Here is a 19,682-nt window from a genome sequence, read left to right on the forward strand (position 1 = left end):
AAGTATTTTCTGAACCAGCTAAGTGCAACGAAAGCTGCCGCCTGTGCCAAAGAGGCTTGGTGCCAGCCAGGTTTTCTTATGTCTTAGCAAGATTTGCCTTTGCTATTCTGTAATAAATATAAGCTTAAGTACCATGTCAATCCTAAATCTGATATATCCTGTCGGCAGATTTCTCACAATACGGTGTTGTCGTTGATCGCCGTTATGTTATCATTTTAGAGTTGACAAGGCACGAGGAGCCTTCCATATAAGGAGGAAGTAGATGTATACCGGAAATCAACTGCGCGAAATGTTTCTGAAATATTTTGAGGGAAAAGGACATGTTATTCAGCCCAGTGCCTCCCTGATCCCGAAAGATGATCCTACTTTGCTTTTAACGGTAGCCGGAATGGTTCCGTTTAAGCCATATTTTTTAAGGCAAGTGGAACCTCCGTTTTCGAGAGCGACCACCGCTCAGAAATGTGTCCGGACCCCCGACCTGGAGAGTGTCGGCAAAACGGCCAGACACCATACTTTTTTTGAGATGCTCGGTAATTTTTCTTTTGGTGACTATTTTAAAGAGGAAGTCATTCCATGGGCCTGGGAATATATTACCGGCATACTGCAAGTTCCCGTCGAAAAGCTCTGGGTAACCATCTATCCAGAGGACGAAGAGGCCAGAAATATCTGGTCAAAGGCAGGTGTAAGTCCGGAACGAATTGTCGCCGATCCCGAGAATTTCTGGGCTGCCGGACCGGTCGGACCTTGTGGGCCCTGTTCGGAAATCTACGTAGATCTTGGAGAAAGCCGGGGCTGCGGCAAAGATGATTGTGCAATCGGCTGTGACTGTGACCGTTTCCTGGAGGTCTGGAACCTGGTCTTTATGCAGTACATAAGAGATGAAGCAGGTACACTAACCCCTCTGCCGAAGCGAAACATTGATACCGGGATGGGGCTGGAAAGAATCGCATCGGTGATTCAGGGAGTTGAATCCAACTTCGATACGGATTTATTTATGCCACTCATCAATAAAACGGCAGAAATCGCCGGTTTGCAATATAAAGAGGATCCGAAGACGGATGTTGCGTTGAAGGTCGTTGCCGACCATGCCAGAGCAGTATCTTTTATGCTGGCGGACGGAATTAGGCCGAGCAGCGACGGACGCGGCTATGTTTTGCGGCGAATCTTACGCCGGAGCATTCGTTTTGCCCGGCTTTTAGGAATTGAAAAGCCGTTTTTGGAACAAATATTCCGTGTTATCCAGGAACATTATGCACACTGGTATACGGAGCTCAAGGAGAATGAAAATTTTATCCTCAATCATTTGCGGCTGGAAGAAAAGAATTTCCAGGCTACCCTCGAGCAGGGCATGCTGATCCTTCAGGATAAGGTGAAAGCGTTCAGAGAATCGGGTCAGAAGATACTCAGTGGGGAAGACGCTTTTCACCTGTATGAGACCTATGGTTTTCCGGTAGAATTGACGGAAGAAATGTTGCTGGAGGAGGGGATCTCCGTGGATATGGAGTCGTTCGACAAAGCATCGGAAGAACACCGTCTGCTGGCGAAAGAACGATCCCGTCAGATGAAGGCTGCCGGGGAAAACAGCCTGCTCACAGAAAAAGCGAAAAGACTGGGGCCGACCCGTTTTCTCGGTTATGAACAACTGGAAAGTGACAGCATCATTGAAGCGATGTTCAATGAAGAAGGGGAAGTGGATGGGGCCGGTGAAGGAGAGGAAGTCATTTGTCTTTTGGATCAGACACCTTTTTATGCTGAGAGCGGCGGCCAGATTTCAGACGAAGGAATCATCCGGACCGGCAAGGCGTATGCTGAAGTACTGGAATTGCGGAAACTTCCGAGCGGCGCGATCACGCACCGTCTGCTGATCAAGGACGGCGTGCTGAAAATAGGGGAAAAGGTCCACACCGTCGTCAATAAGGAAAAACGCAAGGCCATAGCCGGACATCATAGTTCAACGCATCTTCTGCAGACGGCGCTGCGTAAGATCTTGGGAGATCACGTCCAACAGGCAGGTTCTCTTGTTACGAGTGAACGCCTGCGGTTTGATTTTTCACATTTTTCACCGCTTACGGCTGAACAAATTACCGAAGTAGAAAACAACGTGAACAGGCAAATTATGGCGAGTCTTACGGTGCAAGCGGAAGAAATGAGCATGAACCAGGCCCGCGAAAAAGGCGCGATTGCGTTATTTGGCGAAAAATACGGAGAAATTGTGCGTTTGGTCGAAATGGGTGATTACAGCAGAGAACTCTGCGGCGGAACGCATGTCAAAAATACAGGGGAAATTGGCTTGTTTAAAATCATTTCCGAGGGCGGTATCGGCGCAGGCTTAAGAAGAATAGAGGCTGTGGCCGGTAAGGAATCTTTGGCATATTTAAGAGAAATGGAGAGCCAGTTCGACGAGATCAGTACGCTGCTGAAAGTTCAACCAAAGGAAAGCGTGAAAAAGGTTCACCTTCTGACTGCTCAGATCAGAGAACTTGAAAAAGAAGTTCAGCAGCTGAATGCCAAGCTGTCCAAATATGAAGCGGACAGCATCTTGAGCAAGGTTCAGGATATCCACGGCGTGAAAATACTCGCTTCCAGGGTTCAGGCTCCGGATATGGAGACACTCAGGCAAACAGCGGACATGCTCCGGGACAAGCTGAAAGAAGGCGTTATTGTCCTTGGCGCTGTTGCCGACGAAAAAGTAAATCTGGTGACTGTGGTTCATCCGTCGGGGTTAAATGGACTTCATGCTGGCAAGATTATTAAGGAAGTGGCTTCGATTACAGGCGGCGGAGGCGGGGGGCGTCCCGACATGGCCCAGGCCGGTGGCAAGGACTCTTCCAAGCTTGGCGAGGCGCTGGATAAAGTGCCTTCCATAATCAGTCATTTTTTGGGGCATAATAGTTAAGATTACCAAAAAAGTATTAAAAATATTTTTAACAGACTGACAGGTAATCTTTGGATCAATGCAGAATACTGTATAACAAACTGGTGAAGGAAAGGAGGTATAAACCTTGAGTAAGATGGAAGAAACCATGATGTTCAAATCCCATCCAGGTGACAATTCACCGCGGGAAATATTGCAACAGGTTTATGCTGCACTGCAGGAGAAAGGATATGATCCGATCAATCAATTGGTGGGTTATTTGATGTCCGGAGATCCTGTCTATATTACCAGTCATAATCAGGCTAGAACCAAAATCCGTAAGCTGGAACGTTATGAATTGCTGGAGGAACTGGTAAAATTTTATTTGCGCGATCTATAAAAAAGATTTTCTTGCTTTTTATTTTCACCTTTTTTCTTTAAGAATTTCTTTTGGCATCTGAATACCTTTATTTTTTGAATTTTTTTAATTAACACGAATGGTTCTTATTTTTGCGTTGCGTTTGATTAGCTGCCCTCACAGTACGTGGGGGTTTCGTTTTGGAGGACGGTCATTTGCTGAAGGTCAAATTAGGGTTAAAGGGTCCGACGGTGTCGGAGATATGTTTTGGCAGCCTCGCGATTTCTTCACTTCAGGGCAGAGTGAGCGAAGAGCAGGGAAGAGAGATCCTTCAATATGCGTTTTCAAGGGGGATAGACTGGGTCGATACGGCAGAACTCTATGAAAACTACAGTCAGTTAAAACCTGTTCTGGGCAGGAACCCCGAGATGAAAGTTGTATCCAAATCTTATGCGGTGACGCATCAGGAGCTGGATGCGAGTCTGGAGAAAGCCAGAAAGGAACTGGGCAGGGATTCTATTGATATCTTTCTACTTCATGAGCAGGAAAGCCATCTAACGCTCAAAGGACATGCTGAGGCCTGGGAAGGACTGCTTGAAGCAAAGGCCAGGGGTCAGGTCGGGGCGATCGGAATCTCGACCCACGCGGTTCAAGGGGTAAGAGCAGGGGCCCTTCAGCCGGGTCTTGACGTGATTCACCCACTCATTAATTACCAGGGACTCGGTATTATCAATGGAAGTCTTGGGGACATGCTGGAAGCTATTGCGTTTGCAGCTGAATTAGGTATCGGGATCTATGCGATGAAGGTTTTTGGCGGTGGGCACTTGGCGGCTGAACCGGAAAGGGCCGTGAATTTTATCCGGAGTATTCCAGGAATTCAGGCGATGGCTTTAGGCATGTCATCGATTCCGGAAGTAGACTATAATCTTGCACTACTGGATGGAGAGCCCATATCCAACGAATTGCGTAATTCGGTTCTACACCGGGAGAGAAAACTGTACATCGCCGACTGGTGCCAGGGCTGTGGAAAATGCGTCGGCGGCTGCCCGCAAAATGCGCTTTATCTTAACGATGGACAGGTTTGTCTGCAGCCGGAAAGATGTGTTCTGTGCGGATACTGCGGCAGATATTGCCCGCATTTCTGTTTGAAGATTATATGATACCTTTGTATTATTTCCCTTTTTTTGGGGACGGTCTGCATGCCACAATACCGCTTTCGGCCGTTGCGTCCTCCTTGACGCGTCGCTCCTTGCCATCCATGGCATCGCGACATTAGGCCATCCGTGGCCGTCAAAAGGCCGCGCTCCGCATCCATGCTCCGCTTGTCGCGGAACTGTGGCACGCAGACTGATCATATGAAATTGAGCCGGCCTGAGGGTCAGCATACTTGATGCCTTTCATGAAAAAAATTTAAATAATATTTTCCGTAAACCGGGATAATAATAGCGGAGGAAAATGTTAAGGTATATAATTAGGATAAGGGACGTACATCTGAAAATAACCGAATAGTGATACCAAAATATACAGACAGGGGGACGCTGTTATGAAAAAGAAAGTTCAGGAGTATTGCATTGAGTGCGGTGAGATTACTGAATTCCTGTATGATGGCGAAGAATGGTTGTGTAAGAATTGCGGAAGTCACAATTCGCAGGGTGTAATGAACGACTCTATTCCATTAAACAACGATGACGAGCAGGACCGGGCGTAGACCTTGCGTGGTCAGGCAGTTGCTGAGGTGCATGAATGAGGATAATGGGGCTGGATCTTGGTGAAAAGACGATTGGCGTCGCGATGAGCGATCCGCTGGGTATTACCGCCCAGGGAGTGGAAGTCATAAGAAGAACCAGAAAAGAGAAAGAGCGGGAAGAATTAGCCCGCCTGATTCGGGAATACGAAGTGGATGAAATTGTTCTGGGATATCCGAAGAATATGAATGGGACACTCGGTGAAAGGGCGAAGCTGACGGAGGTTTTTGCCGAAGAACTTCGTGAAGGCTATCTACTGCCGGTGAAGTTGTGGGATGAACGGCTGAGCACCATCGGAGCCCAAAGGGCCTTGCTGGAGGCAGATCTATCCAGAGCAAAGAGAAAAAAAGTCATTGATAAGATGGCGGCAGTATTCATTCTCCAGGGATATCTCAATAGCAAGTGAACGGAAATTGAGATACCATTTGACTTTCTTTTCCTGCCAAGGTAGAATTACAATATCTGATTTGAAGAGGTGATACATATGTCCGATGAAATTAATAAGCAAGATGATCTTGATGATGAAGAGGTTTTTGATGTCATTGTCTTAAATGATGACGAAGGAAATGAAAACGAATTCATGCATCTTGCCACCCTCGAAGTTGAAGGCAGTACGTATTTCGTGCTTCTTCCTGTTGAAGAAACAGAAGAAGACGAAGAGGAAGCCGAAGCCATTATTCTGAAGCTTGGCAAAGATGAAAACGGTGAAGACATGCTCATGGATATTGAAGATGATGAGGAATGGGAAAAAGTCGCCGATGCTTGGGAAGAAATGGAAGACGAGTTTGACGAAGAATAAGCAGAAAATTTGTTCTTAAAAGTCATAAATAATTTAGAAACTCACGCTGGAAAGCGTGAGTTTCTTATTGACGAAAAAAAAGGTATAATAGCACATGGTAGGTTTCTTATTCAATTTGACCATTGTTTCAGTTATCCAAATTCTAGGACAAGGAAAGAGAGAGGTAAAGTGAGGAGAAAACGCCGAAAGGCTCCTGTAAGAAAAAAAATCTATAGGATTGGCATTGTTTTGGTTTTGCTGCTTGTGCTGTTGGCCAGTGGATCATGGTGGTCAGGGAATTTAAAGCCGGTCTCCGATTCTTCCGATAAAGTTGCCTTTGTTCTGGAGCCTGGCATGAATGCCTCTGAAGTTGCGGCCAAGCTAGAAACTGACCATTTAATTCGCCAGGCAAGTGTGTTCCGCCAGTTATGCCGGATTAACAAAGCTGATTCCAAGTTGGTTGCGGGATTATATTATCTTTCACCTTCCATGAGCGCCAAGGAGATCCTGGATACGCTGATGAAAGGACCGGAACCGGAAGTTGTCCGGATTACGATTCCGGAAGGATATACGGTTGCCCAGATTGTCGATAAGCTCGTCGAGAATAGCTTGGGAACGAAGAATGAGTTTTATGACGCTATGAAACGATTTGATCAGGATGATTACAATTTTTTGGCAGATATCCCTTCGGGTGAAAACCGGCTGGAAGGCTTTCTGTTTCCCGACACGTATTTCTTTGATAAAAAAGCTACGCCCTCAGAAAACATTGATCGATTTTTACAGCGTTTTAAACAGGAACTGACACCTGAAATCACGAAACGGCTGGCTGAACGGAATATGTCTGTTTCTGAGTGGCTCATCAAAGCTTCTCTCGTCGAGAAAGAAGCGAAGAAAGCTGAAGAAAGACCAATGATTGCAGGTGTTTTTGAAAACCGTCTGAAAATTGACATGCCGCTGGAATCCTGCGCAACGATTCAGTATATCTTGGGTGAAGTCAAACCGGTGCTGACCATTGCGGATACCCAGATCGATTCTCCGTATAATACGTACCGGAATACCGGGCTGCCTCCCGGACCGATTGCGAACCCCGGTCATGCTTCTTTACAGGCCGCCCTTTACCCGAAAGATACCGACTATTTCTTCTTTGTCGCCAAAAATGACGGATCACATGCTTTTGCTGTTACCTATGAGGAACATTTAAAAAATGTAAGCATCTATCAATAGAATATTTGATAAAACGTGATGATTAATTGTTTAAGTTTAAAATAATGCAGGGAGTAACTGATGAATAAACCGGAACTCCTGGCACCTGCCGGGGATTTTGAAAAGTTAAAATTTGCGTTTGCGTATGGTGCTGATGCGGTATATGCAGGGGGGGCTTCGTTTGGCTTGCGGGCTTATGCCGGGAACCTGAATGATAACGAACTTAAGTGGGGAGCCGAATATGCGCATAGGCTTGGCCGGAAGATCTATATTGCCGTTAACATTTTTGCGCATGAACAGGATTTTGCCGGACTTAAGGGTTATCTGACCAGATTAACGGAGCTTGAAATTGACGGGATTATCGTCTCTGATCCCGGAATACTGTCTCTGGCCCGGAAGGAAACACCAGATCTGCCCGTCCATTTGAGCACGCAGGCCAATTGTACGAATGCAGCTAGTGCCAACTTCTGGTTTTCCCAGGGCGTGCGCAGAGCCGTACTTGCAAGGGAACTTACACTGGAAGAACTAAAAACCCTCTGTCCCCAAGCCCAAGGCGAATTGGAAATCTTTGTCCATGGAGCCATGTGTATGTCGTACTCGGGACGCTGCCTTCTGAGCAATTACCTCACCGGTCGTGATGCCAACCATGGAGAATGTACCCATCCCTGCCGCTGGGGCTACGCGCTGGTCGAAGAGAAGAGACCCGGACAGTATTTTCCGTTGGAGGAAGATGTCAGGGGAAGCTATATATTTAACTCCCATGATCTTTGCCTTCTGCCCCATTTGCCTTTATTAAAAGATTTAAATCTGGCAAGCTATAAAATAGAAGGTAGAATGAAAAGCGCCTATTATGTAGCGAGTACGGTCAAAGTATATCGTGAAGCTTTGGACGTCCTGTGGGAACAAGGAGAAACAAAATTTAGAGAAAAAATTCCCTCCTGGCTTGCTGAAATGGACAAGGTGAGTCACCGTGACTATTCGACCGGATTCCTTTTTGGAAAACCGGGGGCTGAAGCGCATAACATTGAGACTTCCAATTATATCCGCGAATACAGTTTTGTTGGAAGAGTGCTGGAACAAGAGGAATGCGCGGCAATCGGGAAGGGAAGTGAATGCGGCTGTTGGATAGAGCAGCGTAATCATTTCCGGGAAGGTGACGAGCTTGAAGTGCTTGCCCCGGAAGGAGAACCGTGGACATTTAAAGTGAACGGTCTCTGGAATTTAGACGGGGAGAAGACCGATGTGGCGAGGCATCCGCAGCAAAAACTGAAGATTGCGGCTCCCGCGCCGTTGAAACCTTTCAGTATCCTGCGAAAAGTTGTGCCTGCCCGCTAATCCAAAAGAATTTGTGATGATAAGGATCATTGAGGGAGACCAACCTACATAATAACGAGGGATAAGACGCCGGATAAACACATAGGAGAAAGACCAAATGAAAAAAGACGAGAATATGGAAGACGAAAATCTTAAAGCGAAATCAATTGCTGAAGACTCCCATATCAGCTGGGAAGATTCTGATCTGCTGGTCAAAGCAAGGATTCTTCGCTCGGATATTCAGCTTTTGGCCAAATATGTCGAAGGACTTGGTCACCTGGGTGTGATCACAACGACCGATAAAGTCAACGGTGAAGTTATGATCCAAACGACTAGGCATTGCTGGCCGGAACTGGAAAAAGTACTCTCAACACTTCCTTTACAAATTGAGATTTTATCGCAATTGGGATTTGAGATTTCCTTGAACTCAAATTAGATATTCTATCAGAATCTTGTTGTTCTGAGAAAAATCCTATACTATTATAGTGTTATGGGCGATACGAGAAGAGTAGGAGAGACTTTCCGCATGAAAAAACACTGGCTGGCTGTCATCGGTGAAAATGAATTGTCAATAGCCACAATTGCTGTCGGAAAATCTAAAGAAATTGAGATATACATGCATGCATCATACAAGGAACCGGGCGGTAAAAATATTGGCTATACCGTGCCGGCCGGTTATGATGTTTCGGGTCTGAAGAACTGGCTTCAATACCAGCGGATACCGCTCAATAAACTTAAAATTGCCGTTTCGGGTCAAGGATTAATTACGACCATTATTACACTGCCGAATATGGCGGATCAGGAACTCGAAAAATTTATTGCCGGAGATATGGATGAATATCTTGAACGGTATACCGATCATTATATTGTGGACTATCGCATCCTGAAAAAATATCAGGAAAACGGGGTACCCATGTTAAAAGTCCTCCTGGCAGCTTTCCCGGCCGAAAAAATGAAGCAGGTTCAGTCGTTCTGCCGAGATCTTGGGATTGAACCCAAGACGGTGGATCTTACTGCGGATTGCCTGGCCAGAATTTATTCTTTTTTGGCAGAAAAAATGCCTGCTCATGCTCCCCAGGAAAATACGGAACAAGGACAAAACAGCAACGATTTCGCGATTGTCTCCTTAAATCCGGGGCTGATTGAGTTTGTACTGCTGGAAAATGGCAGCTTCTTTTTGTATACCGATTTAAAAGTTAATACGGACGAGAAAACCGTCCATGCAGAAGAAACTCTCAATGCGGATGAAAGAAATCAAAATGCGAGTAGAACAGGCAATACCGAAAAACATGCTTTTTCCGAAGACTTGCCCCAATCAACAGGCCAGGAACCTTCTGATCTGTTAGATGAATTAATTGGGCTGGAGACTAAAGACGACGAATACCCGCAGCTCGATTTTTATAAGGTTCAGAACCTGCGGAAGAATCAAGAAACATTATCTCTGGAGGAATTAGAAGCTGCGGAATTCTATTACTCCAAGCTGGAATCCGTCAAATCGGTCAAAGAAAAAGATGAGTTTGTCCTGGAAGATTTATTTGTACCTTACGAACTATTGGACGAGGAATTACCTATCTCTTCTACATATCAGGATTTAGAAAAAGAAATGGCGGTTAAAGCTGATAAAAAAGCTGACCTGAGTATGTACAGTTCGCCGAAAGAACTTTCCGATATTTCCGGTAAATTAGATTTAAGCCCGATCATATCCGCATTATCCAAGCTATTGAACTTCTATTCCGACCGTCATGCCGGAAATTCGGTAGGGACAATCTATCTGACCGGAGAGTACTGCCTCTGGCCAGGGCTGGAAGAATATTTTCGAAAAAGTTTACGGATCAACACCGAAACGGGCTTCCCGAATAACTGGGAGCCGCTGTTTAAGGCGGATGGGGATACAGGTTTAGCGGAAAACTGGCAGAAGTATGGCAGTCTGTACGGGCTCGCCTTACGTGAAGATATACACTAGCTGGAGGGGCAGATGAACGAAAGAACACAGTTTAACTTTGCGCTGCGCTGGGAAATTGAAGCCGGCAGCGGAAAACAGCCTGTTCGAAGAAAGCTTAGCGTCGTTGTTAGGATAATCGCTGCTTTTTTTGCTGTCATCATTCTAGCCTCCCCGTGGGTTTGGCAGCAAAAACTAGCCTTAGATTTAGAAAGGATTGAAGCCAGTATTCAGTCCTACAATGAAGTTGCTGCTGTCATGGCAGAAAACGACAGGCTCCGTTCCCTGATCACTGATCAGCGCAGCTTTCTGGAGCTTGGGACAAAGGGATCAATCAGCAATCCGGCAGTTGTAAGGAGTCAAATAGGCGGACTTCTGCCGGGAGACGCGCAGGTCACTTCTTTTCTGCTTCAGGCGGATAATATGGTCCAATTGCAGCTGATCCTGCCTGAATCGGTAAATATCCGCAGTTTAGAAAATATTTTTATTAATTCCGGTAGGTTTGAAAGTTTTGATATCCAAACGATTTCATTGAATGACAGGGGACAGACGTTAAATCTCGCTCTGAAACTGAAACCGTAGGAGAAATAGAAACGATGCGTATGAAGAAAAAAGGCATTTTAATAACAGGCCTGATCATTCTGCTCGGGATAGGTTATGTCTATCTGCTGGCCGGTCAGTTTGGGGTGCTGCAGAAGAATTCAGCTCAACGCTATGAACGCGAGGCTTATCTGGTGACGTTGCAGAACAATTACATCAATTTGTCCGGGCTGAAACAGGAACAGACGGATTTAACAGCTCAAGCTGCTGAACTGGATCTGACCGTTCCGAAAAACCTGATCAAACCGGATATGATGGTCTTTATTTTCAATCTGGCCAAAGACGGCGGGATCAATTCTCAGAATCTGACTTTTGAAGAGATGAAAGATGAAGGCAGTTATTCTTCTCTGGCTATGAATTTCTCCTGTACGGGGCCAACCGCCAAAATCTATGCTTTTGTGGAACGGCTTCGCAAGGTAAGTCAGTATAATCTGGCGCTGGACAGCATCCAGGTAAATGAAGGTGACGAAGATGCTGCTTCAGCCAAGATCAGGATCATTGCTTATGGTTATAAGGAATAAACAACTAAGGTGATTTTAAACAAAAATGCATCCATTTTGGGGTATTGTTTTACTTGCTCAAGATGGTGTAGCCTTGCACAGATACTGCGCTCACACGTTCTCGCTGCTACAAACATAACCCCTTGCTAATATGCCAAAACCTCTGGGCTTTCTGCAAGTGAACCGTTGGCATATTTAAAAGCTGCTGGTTTATGTTTGCTAAACGCAGCTGGCACTTGCGTTCACTTCGTATCTGTGCAAGGCTGCACTGCCCAAGGGAAAAGAAAAACTGCAAATGTAACACTTTATGGCTGAGTTTTGTACAGCCATTTTTGTTTGACCAAAAAATTTCCAGCTCAGGATAAGCAGTATTCTTCTGCTTTACGCATAGTTATTAAAAGAGCATGCGTAAGGAGTTGAAGGGTTAATGATTGCTGAAGCTTTTCTTGTCGGGCTTGCCTTATCGGTGATAAAGGGCGTTACCCTGCTGGTATCATATATTAATAATAATGCGTTCCCCCAACCGTTAGGAGAAAGGGAGGAAGCCGAATATCTGAGTATCCTGGCGGACTACAAAAATGCCAGAAATTTTTCCAATGAACTTGTCGCGGAAAACGCGCGAAATAAACTGATTGAGCATAATCTGAGGCTGGTCGCGCATCTTGTAAAAAAATATGACGGAACCGGAGCGGACAGTGACGATCTAATTTCGATTGGGACCATCGGCTTAATCAAGGGCATCAATACGTTCAACACAGAAAAGGGAACCAGACTCGCCACCTATGCGGCACGCTGCATCGAAAATGAGATTCTGATGTATTTGCGCTCCCTGAAAAAATCTCGCGGGGAAGTGTCCATTTATGACCCGATTGGTACGGATAAAGAAGGAAACGCGATTAATCTGATTGATGTCCTGGGTACAGATCCGGATGCAATTTCGGATCAGGTGGAAAGTCAATTTGAACAAAGAGTGGTCCTGGAAAAACTCAAATATTTGACAGGAAGGGAACAAACGGTGATAAAACTTCGCTTCGGCCTGATGAACACGCCCAAAAAGACTCAGAGAGAGATAGCCAAACTGCTGGGAATCTCCAGGTCCTACGTCTCACGGATAGAGAAAAAAGCGGTGCAGAAACTGATGGAGGAAATGAAGGATCACCGGGAGAGATAACAACCTATCAGGTACAACTTGCCTTAAACTTGCCAGAAACAGGTTGCTCTTGGATATTGAGCTGATATATAATTATTTGGTAATATTAAATGGAAAGCAGAGGAACCGGTATGCGCGGAATCTTACGACCGGATTTTCAATATGAGATGCTGCAGGATATCCAGGCAGAGGATCTGCAGGCAAATGGCATCAAAGGTTTGATCCTGGATCTGGACAACACCATAACACCTTGGAATGACAGAACCTTAACCGAAGACGTGATTGCGTGGTTTAAAAAAATGAATGACGCAGGAATTAAAGCCTGCATCGTTTCCAATAACAGAGGACCCGAAAGGGTTTCTGCGGTTGCTGATATGCTGGAAATACTTTATGTTTACAGGGCCAAGAAACCGCAGAAAAAAGCTTTCCTGAGAGGAATTCGGGTCCTGGATATTCCGGAGTCCGAGGTCGCAGTGATTGGGGACCAGCTGTTTACAGATGTTTTTGGCGGCAACAAGCTCGGGCTTAAGACCATATTAGTTTCACCGATCGCTCAAAGAGAATTTCATGGTACGAAAGTCCTGCGTTTTCTGGAACGGTTGGCAGGCAGAAAAGCCAAGTATACCCGCCGTTAAAAACGCCGTTAAAATCTTAAGAATACGTAAGACTTCGTTCTTTGTTTGTCCATTTTCAGATGTCTATGAAGGGGACTGAGAGACGCATGAAGTATGCAATCATCGGTTATCCTGTGGAACATTCCCTGTCTCCGAAAATGCACGAGGCAGGATTTAAGGCTGCCGGTTTGCCTGCAACCTACGACAGGATAACAGTTCAGCCGACTCAACTGGCTGAAAGTATCGGATATCTCAAAAATAACGGCTATGACGGCTGGAACGTCACGTATCCGCTGAAGGAAAAAATCATTCCTTATATGGATGTCCTGACTTCTGAAGCGCAGCGTATTGGCGCAGTCAACACAGTGAAAGTCCAAAACGGAAGATTGGTTGGGCATAACACGGACGGGGGCGGCTTCATTCAGGCTTTGCTGAGTAAGGGTTTCGTTTTTGAGGGCAAAGAAGTTGTCATATTAGGGGCCGGAGGGGCTGCCAAAGCCATTGCGGCAGCCCTGGCATCCTTACAGGTAAAGATGCTTATTCTGAACAGAAGTGAGGAAAAAGCTGTGATTCTCGCCCGAAAAGTCAACATGCTCGGCGGAAATGCGGCCTCGGGTATTTTGGCTCCCGGGCGCTGGCTGGGAGTTGTGGATTTGCTGATTCAAACAACCTCGATTGGCATGAAAGGCGAAGTGTATACGATCGATCTTCAAGGCCTTAATCCTTCGGCTTGGGCCGTTGATCTGATTTACTATCCAGCCGTTACAGATTTCATGGCACAGACCGGTGCCTGCGGCTGCCGGTCCATGAATGGTCTGGATATGCTGCTGTTTCAGGGGATCCTTGCCTGGGAGTTCTGGCTGGAGCAGAAGGCTCCGCTGGACATTATGCGCAAAGCTTTACAGGAGAAACTGGGAGATAACAGGTGATCGGAATGATAGCGAAGAAAAGGAACGGGTACTCATTGATTGAGATCCTGCTTGTGCTTGCACTATTATCAAGTGCAGCCTTTACTTTCCTTGTGCACATTCCGCAGCAAATGGAGGAACGGAGACTGGAACTCTCAGCGGCAGTTCTGCTTCAGGACTTACGGGAAGTTCAGCAGACAGCATTGGCTGAGAATGTTTGGTATAAAATCAAATTTTCTGTTTATACCGGTGAATATAAGATCTTCAGGCAGGGAGAATTTATCCGCAAAGTCAGCCTGCAGAATGGGGTGCACTTTGCCAATAGTCCTTCTGATCTTACTTTTCGCCCGACAGGGACGCCTGACACCGGTCTGACGGTCATGCTGGCGTCAGGGGATTTAGAAAGAAATGTGATTGTTGCGCCTGTGATGGGCAGGATCAGGATGGAATAGAGAGGTGAAATTTCGTGTCCGATAGCCTGAATTCGATACCCCAAAATATTGTACTTATCGGCTTTATGGCTGCTGGAAAAAGCAGTGTCGGCAAGCTTCTGGCCAGGGAACTCCGCTGGGGATTTATGGATACGGACAGTGAGATCGAAAGAATGACAGGGTTGAAAATCCCGGAAATTTTTCAAAAATACGGTGAAGCAAGGTTCCGGTCGGAAGAAAATCTGCTGGTACATAAGATTTCCGGATTTACCGATACAGTTATTGCCACTGGCGGAGGAACGGTTTTAGATCCGGAAAACTGGAATATTCTCCACGGACTTGGGAAGTTGGTTTACCTATATGTTCCATTGGAGATTGCTTTACAGAGAGCAAAAGAACATCACGATCGGCCGCTTCTTTCCAGCAGCGAGCCGGAACAAATAGAAAAGCTCTGGAGAGACCGGGAAGTGATTTACAGAAAGGCGCCTATAACGGTTGACACATCGGATAAAGATGTTCAAACCGTTGCGGCGGAGATCCTCGAATTGCTGAAAGGAGAACACATTACAGCATGATACAGAGAATAGATGTCAGTGGAGGACACGGTTACCCACTGTTACTGGGAGCCACTTTGGACGAGCTTGGCGGTCATTTGAAAACAGCATACGGCACGAGCGGGCATTATCTTCTCATCACGAATGATGTTGTGGCCGGATACTATGCAGATAAACTTTTGGACGGAATGAAGGACTTAAAGACCGATTTGATTACCGTTCCTGACGGTGAACAGGAGAAATCACTGGACAGGATCAGTAAATTGACGGAACAGGCGCTGCAATTCAAAGCGGACAGGGACACTGTGGTGCTGGCCCTCGGCGGAGGGGTGATCGGGGATTTGTCTGGATTTTTTGCAAGTATTTTTATGCGTGGAATGCGTTACATCCATATTCCGACCACCTTGCTGTCCCAGATTGATTCGAGTATTGGCGGCAAGGTGGCGGTGAACCATCCTTCCGGTAAAAACCTCCTGGGGTCTTTTTATGCCCCCCAGGCCGTCTGGACGGATTTTGACACCTTGCAGACACTTCCGTGGAAAGAGATGCGGAACGGGCTTGCCGAAACCATTAAACACGCGCTTGTCGCTGATCCGGATTTGTTTGAATTCATCGAAGAACATGCTGAAGCCATCAAAGGATTGGACTACAAGATCATCAAGGAAATGTCCCTGCGGTCTCTGGCTGTCAAAGTTAAGATTGTCACTGAGGATGAGAAAGAAAAGGGAAACAGGATGCTTCTGAACCTCGGACACAGTTTCGGGCATGCTCTGGAGACAGAGGAAGCCTATCAGGGTGTTATGCACGGCGAAGGGGTCAGTATCGGGATTGCCGCCGCAGCCAATCTGTCCAGAGAAAGAGGTTTGGTTAACGACAAACAGCTTGACAGAATCCTGAATCTCTTAATGAAAATGGATCTGCCCACTACGGCCAAAGCGCATGACCGGGCAGTACTTCTTGGACACATGTCTGCAGATAAGAAGAATAAAGCCGGCAATAAGGTGCTAATTCTGCCGGTCGGCATTGGGAGATCGGTCATCGCTGCAGACTGTAACGATGAAGAAATCCTCAGGGCCTGGGAAAAAGTCATCATTTAGGTCAAATAAGTACTAGTAATATAAATTGCAGAACAAAAAAATGTAAGTTGAGATTTACAGCAGTACCTTTTTGCTGTTCCCAAAAAATACTAATCTTAAAGGAAATAGAATATTTGTGTAGAAAATATGTAATTAATTTACATATTTTTTCGTTTTATCAGAGACAAGAAAGGAATCGTTATGCCAAAAGCTTGCAAGAACGGTTTTACTTTATGGGAAGTATTATTGGTCATCGCTTTGTTGGGTATCCTGGCCTCTATGATTCTGCCATGTTACAGCGGCAGTATCAACAGTACGGAATCGGAAGTGCACAAAGTCAATGTTCTCAAAATAGAAAGTGCTGCAAGACTATACCGTCTTGACGTGGGCAGCTATCCGGGAAGTCTGAATGATCTGATTACCTGCCCTTCTGCTGATTTAAACTGGCAAGGACCGTATCTTGAGGAAATACCGGCATGCCCGTTTGATCCAAGCAAACATTATGCGCTTGATGACAATGGAAAAGCAGTGATTCGTTAAGGTTAACGTTGTATTGGGAGGTAGGTCCGGAATGGACGATAAGAAAAAAGGCTTTGTATTGCTTGATGTTTTAATAGGACTCTTTATTTTTAGTTTGGGATTTGCAGTTATGCTGGCATTGATTAATACAGCTTACATCAAGAATAGCCATACTGATCATACCCTGCAGGCAGTCAATCTTGCCAGCTCGACAGTGGAGGAAATCACGGCAGTCCTGCTTGATGATCCTTCTGCCGTTTATCGTTATCTGAGCGGGACCACGCGCGATGAATCCGGCCTGTTTACCAGAATGGTCTGTTGTGAATGGGATTCTCCGAATCTGCTTAAAATTACTGTAAAAATCAGTTGGACTGAGTTGGAGGATCAGAAAGAGTACAAACTGAGCTATCTGCATTATATTGCAGAATAATAATTTGGGAAAATAAGTAAATTATTTACAAAACAGGCAGGAAGTTTTAGAAATATGTAGAAATATAGTAATTAAGTTAATTAATGGAAATAAAGTAGATAAGAGTTTGACTATGCTGGTTGGAGTAACATATGACTGGGTTGACAAAGAAAACGGTACAGCAAAATGACAAGGGGTTTACGCTGTTAGAAGTTCTCGTTTCGCTGGTCATTACCGGAATCATTGCGGCAATGGTTTTTCAATTGTATATCAGCCAGTATCGGATGGCTAAAGGGCTAATGGCAGATGCCGATCTTTCCTTTGCAGCTGTCCGGGCAGGTCAGGTATTGACCGCCGCTGTTTCCACGGCAGAAAGTGTAGCATGGGCAGGCAAAGTATTACGTATCAACTGTCTTGAGGACGGTAAGATCATTACGGACAGCTACTATCTTGCGGACAAGGACTTTAACGGAGTTTTGGACTTGTACCGTGAACATCTTGGTGTTCCGATTCCGGTAGTAAGCAGGATTTGTGAATTTCATTGTACTGGGGTTAGGGAGGGATTATGGCAAATCTCTTTAACAGCAGCGCAGGCGGAAAGAGCCGTTTATTGGCAAAGAACTGTTCGCGTAAGAAGTTCTTCGGAATAAATCGGGAAAGCGGTAATGTATCTTTACTGATACTTCTTGTTACGTTTTCTTTATCCTGGATAGGAGTTCAGACCTTTATTCTGATCAGCTCACAGGAACGTATCGTTGTCTGCGAGGCCCAAAAAGTCAAGACTGCTTATATGGCTGACAGCGGACTTGAATACGCCAAAGCAGTTCTTGCTCATGATCCTTCCTGGCAGGGGAGCATTCAATACGATTCGGAAGGAATGGTTGTTGAAATTGAAGTCATACGGGCCAACGATGTAACTCAAATCACATCCAGGGCAACAATGGGGAATATGAAACAGTGCAGGGTTGGGGAGCTTGTGTTGGGAGAAGACGGGAAGTACGACCTTACCGGGTACAGGTACGTTTATGATTGATCAGTCCAAACCAGGATTTTGGAAAGATTTTGTGCTTAAAGAACTTTACGTGTATGCCCGTGAGAACAAGGCGCTTATTTCAAATGCCGATGAGATAGCTACTCAGCTTGCCCTGCTTGACCAGGGAGCAAAACTTGAAGAACTTCTTGCAGCGTATTTGGCAGAAGAGGAAATCCTGGAATTTAAAAGCCGGATATCAGGAATTAACATGATCAGTCTTGCTGAGAGACCTGTCAATGTTTCAGCAGCAAAATTGGTTTCGGAAGAACTGGCCCGGAAATATACGCTGATTCCGATTGCGGCTCAGAATCAAAGAATCATCATCGCTATGGCGGATCCTACAGATAGAACCGCGTTGGATGATGTGATGCTTTTTACCGGATATCAGGTTGATCCGCTCCTAGCTTCCGCTGAAGAAATCAAAATTGCGATCCGAGAATGTTTTACATTAGAAAGATCAACTGGGGAACATGCTGTTCTAAATCCAAACGAATCAGTGAGCTGGAAGATTGAAGAAAATGTCAATGCCCAGGAGACGCCGGTCGTCAGCCTTGTTGATTCGCTGTTCCGACAGGCTGTTATCGAAAAAGCAAGTGATATACACTGGGAACCGATCGAAACCGGATTCAGCGTGAAATTTCGGATAGACGGGCTGCTGATGGTTAAGGAAAACTTGCCAAAGGATCTGTCCAGAAGTGTTACCGCCCGCTTGAAAGTCATGTCGGGTCTGGATATAACCCAAAGACGTCTCCCTCAGGATGGCAGAATCATGCTGGACATTTCTGATAAGAAAATTGATGTCAGAGTTTCTACTTTTCCGACTGTCTATGGAGAAAAAGTCGTGACCAGGATTCTGGATGAAAAGACCGCACGTCTCTCCCTGGAAGAACTGGGTATGCGGGAGGATGTCGAATATCAAATTCGAAAGCTTATCCGCCAGCCGCATGGGCTGATCCTCATTTCCGGCCCGACCGGGAGCGGCAAAACCACCACATTATATGCCCTGATCCGGGAGCTGCAGTCCGAAACAATAAATATGGTATCCATCGAAGACCCTGTCGAATACCGGCTACCGGGAGTCAGTCAGGCCCAGGTCAATGCTGGTATTGGCCTGGACTTTGCAAGTGGCCTGAGATCCATTCTTCGTCAGGATCCGGATGTTATTATGGTAGGGGAAATAAGAGACAGAGAAACCGCCAAAATTGCAACAGCGGCTGCAATGACCGGGCACCTTGTTTTATCTACCGTTCATACCAATACTGCAGCAGAAGCGCTTTCCCGTTTATTGGATATGGATATCGATGCCTATATGGTAGCTTCGGCGGTCTGCGGGGTACTGGCTCAGAGACTTGTCCGGAGACTATGTCTGAATTGCCGGAAATTAAAACCGGTTTTAGCTGAAGAAAAACAAATTTTTCACGGGGAAGCCGTATCAGCTATTTATGAACCGGCGGGCTGTTCCAAGTGCCATGGAACCGGATATTACGGCAGAATCGGGATTCATGAATATCTTCCCTACAATCAGGAAATCAAGGAACTAGTTCTGCAAAAAGGCAGTGCCGCCAGCCTTGAAAAGGTCTCTAAAAAATCTGGAATGCTTACGCTGAAAGAAGATGCGCTTAGGAAAGTCGCTGCCGGAATAACTTCTCTGGAAGAAATCATGAGACTGTGGGCGGAAATATAGATTAGGATAATAA

Annotated in this window: 23 protein-coding genes; all 23 read left to right on the forward strand. The window is 45.7% G+C overall.

The annotated features are described in order from the left end of the window. Positions 1 to 262: 262 nt before the first annotated feature. The 23 genes from alaS to DHBDCA_RS02100 all read left to right on the forward strand — a co-directional run bounded on the left by alaS (position 263) and on the right by DHBDCA_RS02100 (position 19,669). Positions 263 to 2,896 carry an alanine--tRNA ligase gene (gene alaS, locus DHBDCA_RS01995; RefSeq protein ID WP_015042473.1) on the forward strand — a complete coding sequence of 878 codons (2,634 nt, stop codon included), beginning with the start codon at positions 263 to 265 and terminating at the stop codon, positions 2,894 to 2,896. Positions 2,897 to 3,002: 106 nt separating this feature from the next. Beyond that, the gene (locus DHBDCA_RS02000) at positions 3,003 to 3,254 is read left to right on the forward strand and encodes an IreB family regulatory phosphoprotein (protein ID WP_015042474.1); all 252 of its coding nucleotides are present in this window, start codon (positions 3,003 to 3,005) and stop codon (positions 3,252 to 3,254) included. Positions 3,255 to 3,412: 158 nt separating this feature from the next. Further along, positions 3,413 to 4,372 (forward strand): aldo/keto reductase, encoded by a 960-nt coding sequence (locus tag DHBDCA_RS02005; RefSeq protein ID WP_015042476.1) that lies wholly within the window; start codon positions 3,413 to 3,415, stop codon positions 4,370 to 4,372. 383 nt (positions 4,373 to 4,755) lie between these two features. Next, the gene (locus DHBDCA_RS15360; RefSeq protein ID WP_015042477.1) at positions 4,756 to 4,920 is read left to right on the forward strand and encodes a hypothetical protein; all 165 of its coding nucleotides are present in this window, start codon (positions 4,756 to 4,758) and stop codon (positions 4,918 to 4,920) included. Between the two features lie 35 nt (positions 4,921 to 4,955). Beyond that, positions 4,956 to 5,363, forward strand: a complete 408-nt coding sequence (gene ruvX, locus DHBDCA_RS02010; RefSeq protein WP_034378937.1) for a Holliday junction resolvase RuvX — start codon at positions 4,956 to 4,958, stop codon at positions 5,361 to 5,363. Between the two features lie 78 nt (positions 5,364 to 5,441). After that, positions 5,442 to 5,756: a DUF1292 domain-containing protein gene (locus DHBDCA_RS02015; RefSeq protein WP_015042479.1), complete on the forward strand. Its 315-nt coding sequence runs from the start codon at positions 5,442 to 5,444 to the stop codon at positions 5,754 to 5,756. 168 nt (positions 5,757 to 5,924) lie between these two features. After that, positions 5,925 to 6,959, forward strand: a complete 1,035-nt coding sequence (gene mltG / locus DHBDCA_RS02020) for an endolytic transglycosylase MltG (RefSeq protein ID WP_015042480.1) — start codon at positions 5,925 to 5,927, stop codon at positions 6,957 to 6,959. 60 nt (positions 6,960 to 7,019) lie between these two features. Then, positions 7,020 to 8,273: a peptidase U32 family protein gene (locus DHBDCA_RS02025; RefSeq protein ID WP_015042481.1), complete on the forward strand. Its 1,254-nt coding sequence runs from the start codon at positions 7,020 to 7,022 to the stop codon at positions 8,271 to 8,273. A 97-nt stretch (positions 8,274 to 8,370) separates the two neighbouring features. Continuing rightward, positions 8,371 to 8,688, forward strand: coding sequence for a DUF4911 domain-containing protein (locus DHBDCA_RS02030; protein WP_015042482.1), 318 nt, complete (start codon positions 8,371 to 8,373; stop codon positions 8,686 to 8,688). A 90-nt stretch (positions 8,689 to 8,778) separates the two neighbouring features. Then, positions 8,779 to 10,215 carry a pilus assembly protein PilM gene (gene pilM / locus DHBDCA_RS02035; protein WP_015042483.1) on the forward strand — a complete coding sequence of 479 codons (1,437 nt, stop codon included), beginning with the start codon at positions 8,779 to 8,781 and terminating at the stop codon, positions 10,213 to 10,215. 12 nt (positions 10,216 to 10,227) lie between these two features. Next, the gene (locus tag DHBDCA_RS02040) at positions 10,228 to 10,773 is read left to right on the forward strand and encodes a hypothetical protein (RefSeq protein ID WP_015042484.1); all 546 of its coding nucleotides are present in this window, start codon (positions 10,228 to 10,230) and stop codon (positions 10,771 to 10,773) included. Between the two features lie 14 nt (positions 10,774 to 10,787). After that, positions 10,788 to 11,312, forward strand: a complete 525-nt coding sequence (gene pilO / locus DHBDCA_RS02045) for a type 4a pilus biogenesis protein PilO (protein ID WP_015042485.1) — start codon at positions 10,788 to 10,790, stop codon at positions 11,310 to 11,312. A 406-nt stretch (positions 11,313 to 11,718) separates the two neighbouring features. Next, positions 11,719 to 12,462 (forward strand): RNA polymerase sporulation sigma factor SigK, encoded by a 744-nt coding sequence (sigK, locus tag DHBDCA_RS02050; RefSeq protein ID WP_015042486.1) that lies wholly within the window; start codon positions 11,719 to 11,721, stop codon positions 12,460 to 12,462. A 110-nt stretch (positions 12,463 to 12,572) separates the two neighbouring features. After that, on the forward strand, positions 12,573 to 13,076 hold the full coding sequence (locus DHBDCA_RS02055; protein WP_034378942.1) for a YqeG family HAD IIIA-type phosphatase: 504 nt from the start codon (positions 12,573 to 12,575) through the stop codon (positions 13,074 to 13,076). An 86-nt stretch (positions 13,077 to 13,162) separates the two neighbouring features. Further along, positions 13,163 to 13,984 carry a shikimate dehydrogenase gene (aroE, locus tag DHBDCA_RS02060; protein ID WP_015042488.1) on the forward strand — a complete coding sequence of 274 codons (822 nt, stop codon included), beginning with the start codon at positions 13,163 to 13,165 and terminating at the stop codon, positions 13,982 to 13,984. Positions 13,985 to 13,989: 5 nt separating this feature from the next. After that, entirely contained in the window at positions 13,990 to 14,415 is a 426-nt protein-coding gene (locus tag DHBDCA_RS02065; RefSeq protein WP_034378940.1) for a prepilin-type N-terminal cleavage/methylation domain-containing protein, read from the forward strand. Positions 14,416 to 14,429: 14 nt separating this feature from the next. Further along, on the forward strand, positions 14,430 to 14,969 hold the full coding sequence (locus tag DHBDCA_RS02070; protein ID WP_015042490.1) for a shikimate kinase: 540 nt from the start codon (positions 14,430 to 14,432) through the stop codon (positions 14,967 to 14,969). Beyond that, positions 14,966 to 16,045, forward strand: coding sequence for a 3-dehydroquinate synthase (gene aroB, locus DHBDCA_RS02075; protein ID WP_015042491.1), 1,080 nt, complete (start codon positions 14,966 to 14,968; stop codon positions 16,043 to 16,045). Before DHBDCA_RS02070 ends, aroB begins: the two co-directional genes overlap by 4 nt. A 180-nt stretch (positions 16,046 to 16,225) precedes the next feature. Next, complete coding sequence (locus tag DHBDCA_RS02080) at positions 16,226 to 16,564, forward strand: type II secretion system protein (RefSeq protein WP_015042492.1); 339 nt, start codon at positions 16,226 to 16,228, stop codon at positions 16,562 to 16,564. Positions 16,565 to 16,595: 31 nt separating this feature from the next. Beyond that, positions 16,596 to 16,973: a type IV pilus modification PilV family protein gene (locus DHBDCA_RS02085; protein WP_015042493.1), complete on the forward strand. Its 378-nt coding sequence runs from the start codon at positions 16,596 to 16,598 to the stop codon at positions 16,971 to 16,973. A gap of 131 nt (positions 16,974 to 17,104) precedes the next feature. Next, positions 17,105 to 17,602, forward strand: coding sequence for a type II secretion system protein (locus tag DHBDCA_RS02090; protein ID WP_015042494.1), 498 nt, complete (start codon positions 17,105 to 17,107; stop codon positions 17,600 to 17,602). Continuing rightward, positions 17,563 to 17,985: a hypothetical protein gene (locus tag DHBDCA_RS02095; protein ID WP_015042495.1), complete on the forward strand. Its 423-nt coding sequence runs from the start codon at positions 17,563 to 17,565 to the stop codon at positions 17,983 to 17,985. Before DHBDCA_RS02090 ends, DHBDCA_RS02095 begins: the two co-directional genes overlap by 40 nt. Continuing rightward, on the forward strand, positions 17,927 to 19,669 hold the full coding sequence (locus tag DHBDCA_RS02100; protein WP_242824945.1) for a GspE/PulE family protein: 1,743 nt from the start codon (positions 17,927 to 17,929) through the stop codon (positions 19,667 to 19,669). The genes DHBDCA_RS02095 and DHBDCA_RS02100 overlap by 59 nt, the downstream gene beginning before the upstream one ends. Positions 19,670 to 19,682 lie beyond the last annotated feature (13 nt).

It is taken from the genome of Dehalobacter sp. DCA (assembly GCF_000305775.1).
Classification (GTDB): domain Bacteria; phylum Bacillota; class Desulfitobacteriia; order Desulfitobacteriales; family Syntrophobotulaceae; genus Dehalobacter; species Dehalobacter alkaniphilus.

What these genes read in the sequence shown, in the direction of transcription:
- DHBDCA_RS02015 (WP_015042479.1), top strand. Translation starts at nt 5,442, where the DNA reads ATGTCCGATGAAATTAATAAGCAAGATGATCTTGATGATGAAGAGGTT.
- DHBDCA_RS02085 (WP_015042493.1), top strand. Translation starts at nt 16,596, where the DNA reads ATGGACGATAAGAAAAAAGGCTTTGTATTGCTTGATGTTTTAATAGGA.
- aroB (WP_015042491.1), top strand. Translation starts at nt 14,966, where the DNA reads ATGATACAGAGAATAGATGTCAGTGGAGGACACGGTTACCCACTGTTA.
- DHBDCA_RS02080 (WP_015042492.1), top strand. Translation starts at nt 16,226, where the DNA reads ATGCCAAAAGCTTGCAAGAACGGTTTTACTTTATGGGAAGTATTATTG.
- pilO (WP_015042485.1), top strand. Translation starts at nt 10,788, where the DNA reads ATGCGTATGAAGAAAAAAGGCATTTTAATAACAGGCCTGATCATTCTG.
- DHBDCA_RS02065 (WP_034378940.1), top strand. Translation starts at nt 13,990, where the DNA reads ATGATAGCGAAGAAAAGGAACGGGTACTCATTGATTGAGATCCTGCTT.
- DHBDCA_RS02025 (WP_015042481.1), top strand. Translation starts at nt 7,020, where the DNA reads ATGAATAAACCGGAACTCCTGGCACCTGCCGGGGATTTTGAAAAGTTA.
- DHBDCA_RS02055 (WP_034378942.1), top strand. Translation starts at nt 12,573, where the DNA reads ATGCGCGGAATCTTACGACCGGATTTTCAATATGAGATGCTGCAGGAT.
- pilM (WP_015042483.1), top strand. Translation starts at nt 8,779, where the DNA reads ATGAAAAAACACTGGCTGGCTGTCATCGGTGAAAATGAATTGTCAATA.
- ruvX (WP_034378937.1), top strand. Translation starts at nt 4,956, where the DNA reads ATGAGGATAATGGGGCTGGATCTTGGTGAAAAGACGATTGGCGTCGCG.
- aroE (WP_015042488.1), top strand. Translation starts at nt 13,163, where the DNA reads ATGAAGTATGCAATCATCGGTTATCCTGTGGAACATTCCCTGTCTCCG.
- DHBDCA_RS15360 (WP_015042477.1), top strand. Translation starts at nt 4,756, where the DNA reads ATGAAAAAGAAAGTTCAGGAGTATTGCATTGAGTGCGGTGAGATTACT.
- DHBDCA_RS02030 (WP_015042482.1), top strand. Translation starts at nt 8,371, where the DNA reads ATGAAAAAAGACGAGAATATGGAAGACGAAAATCTTAAAGCGAAATCA.
- DHBDCA_RS02040 (WP_015042484.1), top strand. Translation starts at nt 10,228, where the DNA reads ATGAACGAAAGAACACAGTTTAACTTTGCGCTGCGCTGGGAAATTGAA.
- DHBDCA_RS02090 (WP_015042494.1), top strand. Translation starts at nt 17,105, where the DNA reads ATGACTGGGTTGACAAAGAAAACGGTACAGCAAAATGACAAGGGGTTT.
- sigK (WP_015042486.1), top strand. Translation starts at nt 11,719, where the DNA reads ATGATTGCTGAAGCTTTTCTTGTCGGGCTTGCCTTATCGGTGATAAAG.
- alaS (WP_015042473.1), top strand. Translation starts at nt 263, where the DNA reads ATGTATACCGGAAATCAACTGCGCGAAATGTTTCTGAAATATTTTGAG.